This is a genomic window from Salinicola sp. (assembly GCF_982684285.1).
Genome location: NZ_CEXLVS010000276.1, coordinates 1 through 5075, shown reverse-complemented (window position 1 = coordinate 5075; position 5075 = coordinate 1). Strand labels below are relative to the sequence as shown.

Sequence of the window (5075 nt, the reverse complement as noted above, 5' to 3'; positions counted from 1 at the left end):
AGTACCTGGCGCCGCGCTACGTCGACTTCATCGGCAAGGAGATCCAGACCGCCTATCTCGAGTCCTATACCGAATATGGCCAGAACATCTTCGACCGCTACGTGACCTACGCCGATTTCTGGATCCAGGACCAGGAGTATCGCGATCCCGAGACCGGCGAGCTGTTCGACCGCCAGTCGCTCAACGAGGATCTCGAGAAGATCGAGAAGCCGGCCGGCATCTCGAATCCCAAGGATTTCCGTCATGAGGTGGTCAACTTCGTGCTGCGGGCGCGGGCGCACAATAACGGCATGAACCCCAGCTGGCAGTCGTACGAAAAACTCCGCGGGGTGATCGAGCACAAGATGTTCGCCAACACCGAGGAGCTGCTGCCGGTGATCTCGTTCAACGCCAAGGCGTCGGCGTCCGATCAGCGCAAGCATGAGGATTTCGTCGACCGCATGGTGCAGCGCGGTTACACCGAGAAGCAGGTGCGGCTGCTCTCCGAATGGTATCTGCGGGTGCGCAAGTCGCACTGAACGATCGTAAGTCGATGTCAGCGGCGTGGAGTCGCGAATCGCACTCCGCGCCTTGAGGCAGGGGCCATTGCCGGACGGCCGTTGTCGCAGTCAGCCTGCGGGAGGTGCCATGAGCTACTTCATCGATCGACGCCCCAACGCGCGCAACAAGAGTGCCGTGAACCGCCAGCGGTTCCTGCAGCGCTACCGCTCCCACATCAAGCGTGCCGTGGAGGAGTCGGTGAATCGGCGCTCGATCACCGATATGGAGCGCGGCGAGAAAGTCTCCATTCCCGCCAAGGATATTTCCGAACCTTCGTTTCAGCACGGCCCGGGCGGTCGGCGAACGGTCGTGAGTCCTGGCAACAGGGAGTTTGCCGAAGGGGATCGGCTGAGACGACCCAGCGGTGGCGGTGGGCAGGGTAACGGCGATGGGCAGGCGGGAAACCAGGGCGAAGGCATGGACGAGTTCGTGTTCTCGCTGTCTCGCGAAGAGTTTCTCGATTTCGTCTTCGATGGCCTGGAGCTGCCGCATCTCGAGCGCAAGCAGCTGCAGGTATTGGAAGAGACGCGACCGGTGCGTGCGGGGATCTCCAAGGAAGGGGTGCCGGCGCGGATCAATATCGTCCGCTCGATGCGCGAGGCCCAGGCCCGGCGGATCGGCATGCGGGCACCGCTGAAACGTGCCCTGCGCGAGGCGCAGGAGGCGCTCGAAGCCGAAGAGCGCAAGGATCCGGTACTGCGCAACCCGGCGCGTATCGATGAACTGAAATCCGAGATCGCGCGGCTCGAGAAGCGAATCGGGTCGATCCCGTTCCTCGACACCTACGATCTGCGCTACAACCATCTCACGCATCAGCCGATGCCGTCGAACCAGGCGGTGATGTTCTGCATCATGGATGTCTCGGGGTCGATGACCCAGGCGCACAAGGACATCGGCAAGCGCTTCTTCCTGCTGCTCTATCTGTTCCTCGAGCGCAACTACGAGAAGGTCGAGCTGGTCTTCGTGCGCCACCACACCGTGGCCAAGGAGGTCGACGAGGAGGAGTTCTTCTATTCCCGGGAAACCGGCGGCACCATCGTCTCCAGTGCGTTGACGCTGGTCGACAGCATCATCGAGGCGCGCTACGCGCCGGAGCAGTGGAATCTCTACGTGGCGCAGGCCAGCGATGGAGACAACTGGGACGACGATTCGTCCACCTGTCTCGAGTTGCTCGACGAGTCGCTGATGCGCAAGTTGCAGTACTTCACCTACGTGGAGATCACGCCTCACGCACACCAGGCGCTGTGGGAAGCCTACGAGACGGTCAGGGCGGCCTATCCCGAGCGCTTCGCCATGCAGCAGATCGTCCAGGCGGAAGATATCTACCCGGTTTTCCGTGAGCTCTTCCGCCAGCGGGCAAAGGGGTGATCGGCAAGGCCTGGAGACGTAACGCAGCGAGGAGATAGAGAGCGATGACGCGACGCAAGCCCATTGCCACCGGATCGGACTGGAACTTCGAGGCGCTGGAAGCCTATGAGCGCGCCATTGGGGAGCTGGCCCGGGAGTATCGGCTGGACACCTATCCCAATCAGATCGAGATCATCACTTCCGAACAGATGATGGATGCCTACGCCAGCGTAGGCATGCCGATCGGCTATCACCACTGGTCGTTCGGCAAGCAGTTCCTGTCGGTGGAGCAGGCCTACCGCCGGGGGCAGATGGGGTTGGCCTACGAACTGGTGATCAACTCCGACCCCTGCATCGCCTATCTGATGGAGGAGAACTCGCTGATGATGCAGGTGCTGGTCATCGCTCACGCCTGCTACGGCCACAACTCGTTCTTCAAGGGCAACTATCTGTTCCGCGCCTGGACGGACGCTTCGGCGATCGTCGATTATCTCGTGTTCGCCCGCAAATATGTCGCCAAATGCGAAGAGCGGCATGGCGTGGAGGCGGTCGAGCAGCTGCTCGACGCCTGCCATGCACTGCAGAATTATGGCGTCGACCGCTACAAGCGACCGTCGCCGATCTCCGCCGAGGAGGAGGTGCGGCGCCAGGATGAGCGCGAGGCCTATCTCCAGACCCAGGTCAACCGGCTCTGGAGCACGATCCCGGCCCCGGCCAGTGGCCTGGTGCAGCAGCCGTTGCACGATCTGGAGAACGACCCCCTGGGACTGCACCGGCACGACCGCTACCCCAGTGAGCCCCAGGAAAATCTGCTCTATTTTCTGGAGAAGAATGCGCCGCTGCTGGAGCCCTGGCAGCGCGAGATCGTGCGCATCGTGCGCAAGCTGGCCCAGTATTTCTACCCGCAGCGCCAGACCCAGGTCATGAACGAGGGCTGGGCGACGTTCTGGCACTACACGCTGATGAATCGCCTGTACGACGACGGGCTGATCGACGAAGGCATCATGCTGGAGTTTCTGCAGTCCCACACTTCCGTGGTCAGCCAGCCGGGTTTCGACAGCCCCTATTTCAACGGCATCAATCCCTATGCGCTGGGGTTTGCGATGTTCAGCGACATCCAGCGCATCTGTCAGGCGCCCACCGACGAGGACCGGGAGTGGTTCCCGGACATCGCCGGCAGCGACTGGCTGGAGACGTTGCATTTCGCGATGCACAACTTCAAGGACGAATCGTTCATCCAGCAGTTCCTGTCGCCCAAGGTGATCCGCGATCTCAAGCTGTTCAGCCTGGTCGACGACGATCGCGACGACAGTCTTCAGGTCGAGGCGATCCACGACGATCGCGGCTATCGCCGCATCCGCGAAGCGCTCAGCGTGCAATACGCGCTGTCGGCCCGGGAGCCCAATATCCAGGTGTGGGAAGCCGACATTCGCGGGGACCGTTCACTGACGCTACGTCACGTGCAGGATCGGCGCCGTCCGCTGGGACAGAGCCTGTTCCCGGTGATGCGTTATCTGCATCAGCTCTGGGGGTTTCCGATCAAGCTCGAGTCGATGGAGGGGGGGGAAGTCGTGCGTCGCTATCAGTGGCCGATTCCGGAGTCGACCCGCGAGTCGGCATGAGCGCTGCGCCCGCGGGGGATGGGTGTCAGGACGTGCTGGCCGTCCAGCCGCTGCACCAGCCATCGCTGGCGACCCGGTGGTCGGGAAACAGTCCGCAGGCTTGGCTAGACGCGGTGAAGAAGTCGCAGTTGCCACAGCGACGACCCGCTTGGTAGGCGGGGTTACCCTGGGCGTTCGCGGCCTCCTCGACATAATCGAGCGCCCTGGCTTGATAGGCGTCCGGGTCCAGCATCGGCTTGTCCTGCGCCAGGGCGGGCAGGCCTCGCCAGCCGAACAGCAGCAGGCCGGAGGCGCACACGCCGTGCCGAAGAAAGCGCCGACGTCCCTCGTCGTTCGGCGGCCCGCCGGCCTCTTTCGCCATCTTTCCCGCCGGTTCGTGCATGATCCGTCTCCGGTTCGTTGTCCTTCCGCCCGCCTCTTCTGGATGACTGGAAGTATGCGATGTGTCGTGACATTGTCACAAGACATCCGCAGCCGCCATCCGCTGCCGGGCGATATCGCCAATCATGGTGCCACCAAGGGTCGACTATGCGCTATGTCCAGTTTTTGACCGATCATGGAGAGATGATGCTGGTGGGGGACGAGCAGGGCCTGCGCGAACTGCGCCTTCCCCGAAGTTCCCGTTCCGGGGCGCCGGAGTCGACCTGGCAGGAGGACGCCGGCTTCTTCGATCAGGCGCGGGCCGAGCTCGAAGCCTACCTGGCGGGGCGCCGCCGGAGTTTCAATGTCACTCTGGCGCCCGAGGGGAGCGATTTCCAGCTCCAGGTCTGGCAGGGCCTGTTGCGCATCCCCTACGGCAAGACCAGCACCTATGGCGAGATGGCGCATCGCCTGGGCAAGGATGGCGCGGCTCAGGCCATCGGTGGTGCGGTGGGGGCCAATCCGTTGCCGTTGTTCATTCCCTGCCATCGGGTCGTCGCCGCCAGGGGGATGGGGGGCTACAGCGGTGGCGAGACGCTGAAGCGCGCGCTGCTGACGCTGGAGGGCGGTTGGTCCGGGAGCTGATATACTCGCGCCGGATCATTCATTCTTCGGGCCTCGCGAAAGGCCGAACGCCGGTGGGAGAGGGAAATGCAGAACGCCGTCATTCTGATCAATGTCGAAAAGGGCCGCATACGAGGTGTCGCCGAGCGCCTGGCCGATCTGGAGGGAATCAGCGAGGTCTATTCGACCTGCGGCCGCTACGACCTCATCGCCATCGCCCGGACGCGGGATTTCGAATCCTTGGCCTCGCTGGTAACCGAACGGCTGATGAGCGTCGAGGGCATCCGTGACACCGAAACGCTCAATGCCATGCAGGTGCACTCGCGCCACGATCTCGACGCCATGTTCTCCGTCGGCCTGTAAGTCGGGGTGGCGCGTCGTCGAAAGCGGGGGCTGCTGGGGCAGCTGGCCCGCTCCTCCCGAATCGGCCTGATTTTCGTCGTCGTCATCAGCGGGCTGTGGTACTGGCAGGAAGGGGATGTCCGCGACCAGTTGAGCTGGATGGGCGTACCCGAGTGGCAGTGGAACGACTGGCGGGGCTGGAACCGGGTGCTGCGCAACGACGGTTTCCTGTTGGGATGG

Annotated in this window: 5 protein-coding genes and 2 pseudogenes; 6 read left to right on the top strand and 1 reads right to left on the bottom strand. The window is 63.1% G+C overall.

Features of this window, described 5'->3' with window-relative positions; all coding sequences use genetic code 11:
• The 3 genes and pseudogenes from AC3AYF_RS18070 to AC3AYF_RS18060 form a co-directional block, all read left to right on the top strand.
• A pseudogene (locus AC3AYF_RS18070) lies at positions 1–518 on the top strand (PrkA family serine protein kinase); the annotation flags it as partial.
• Positions 519–627: 109 nt separating this feature from the next.
• Entirely contained in the window at positions 628–1908 is a 1281-nt protein-coding gene (locus AC3AYF_RS18065; protein ID WP_295040354.1) for a YeaH/YhbH family protein, read from the top strand.
• 44 nt (positions 1909–1952) lie between these two features.
• Positions 1953–3509 (top strand): SpoVR family protein, encoded by a 1557-nt coding sequence (locus AC3AYF_RS18060; protein ID WP_295040355.1) that lies wholly within the window; start codon positions 1953–1955, stop codon positions 3507–3509.
• A gap of 25 nt (positions 3510–3534) precedes the next feature.
• Here AC3AYF_RS18060 and AC3AYF_RS18055 read toward each other — a convergent pair whose 3' ends face one another.
• Positions 3535–3891, bottom strand: coding sequence for a high-potential iron-sulfur protein (locus AC3AYF_RS18055; protein ID WP_295040357.1), 357 nt, complete (start codon positions 3889–3891; stop codon positions 3535–3537).
• A gap of 146 nt (positions 3892–4037) precedes the next feature.
• On the opposite strand from AC3AYF_RS18055, the gene AC3AYF_RS18050 reads away from it, so the two are divergent.
• The 3 genes and pseudogenes from AC3AYF_RS18050 to AC3AYF_RS18040 all read left to right on the top strand — a co-directional run.
• Positions 4038–4514 carry a methylated-DNA--[protein]-cysteine S-methyltransferase gene (locus AC3AYF_RS18050; protein ID WP_295040359.1) on the top strand — a complete coding sequence of 159 codons (477 nt, stop codon included), beginning with the start codon at positions 4038–4040 and terminating at the stop codon, positions 4512–4514.
• A gap of 66 nt (positions 4515–4580) precedes the next feature.
• The gene (locus AC3AYF_RS18045) at positions 4581–4856 is read left to right on the top strand and encodes an Lrp/AsnC family transcriptional regulator (protein WP_110602523.1); all 276 of its coding nucleotides are present in this window, start codon (positions 4581–4583) and stop codon (positions 4854–4856) included.
• 6 nt (positions 4857–4862) lie between these two features.
• A pseudogene (locus AC3AYF_RS18040) lies at positions 4863–5075 on the top strand (DNA/RNA non-specific endonuclease); the annotation flags it as partial.

Coding starts and splice junctions, on each gene's coding strand:
- AC3AYF_RS18065 (WP_295040354.1), top strand. CDS start 628: ATGAGCTACTTCATCGATCGACGCCCCAACGCGCGCAACAAGAGTGCC.
- AC3AYF_RS18060 (WP_295040355.1), top strand. CDS start 1,953: ATGACGCGACGCAAGCCCATTGCCACCGGATCGGACTGGAACTTCGAG.
- AC3AYF_RS18055 (WP_295040357.1), bottom strand. CDS start 3,891: ATGCACGAACCGGCGGGAAAGATGGCGAAAGAGGCCGGCGGGCCGCCG.
- AC3AYF_RS18050 (WP_295040359.1), top strand. CDS start 4,038: ATGCGCTATGTCCAGTTTTTGACCGATCATGGAGAGATGATGCTGGTG.
- AC3AYF_RS18045 (WP_110602523.1), top strand. CDS start 4,581: ATGCAGAACGCCGTCATTCTGATCAATGTCGAAAAGGGCCGCATACGA.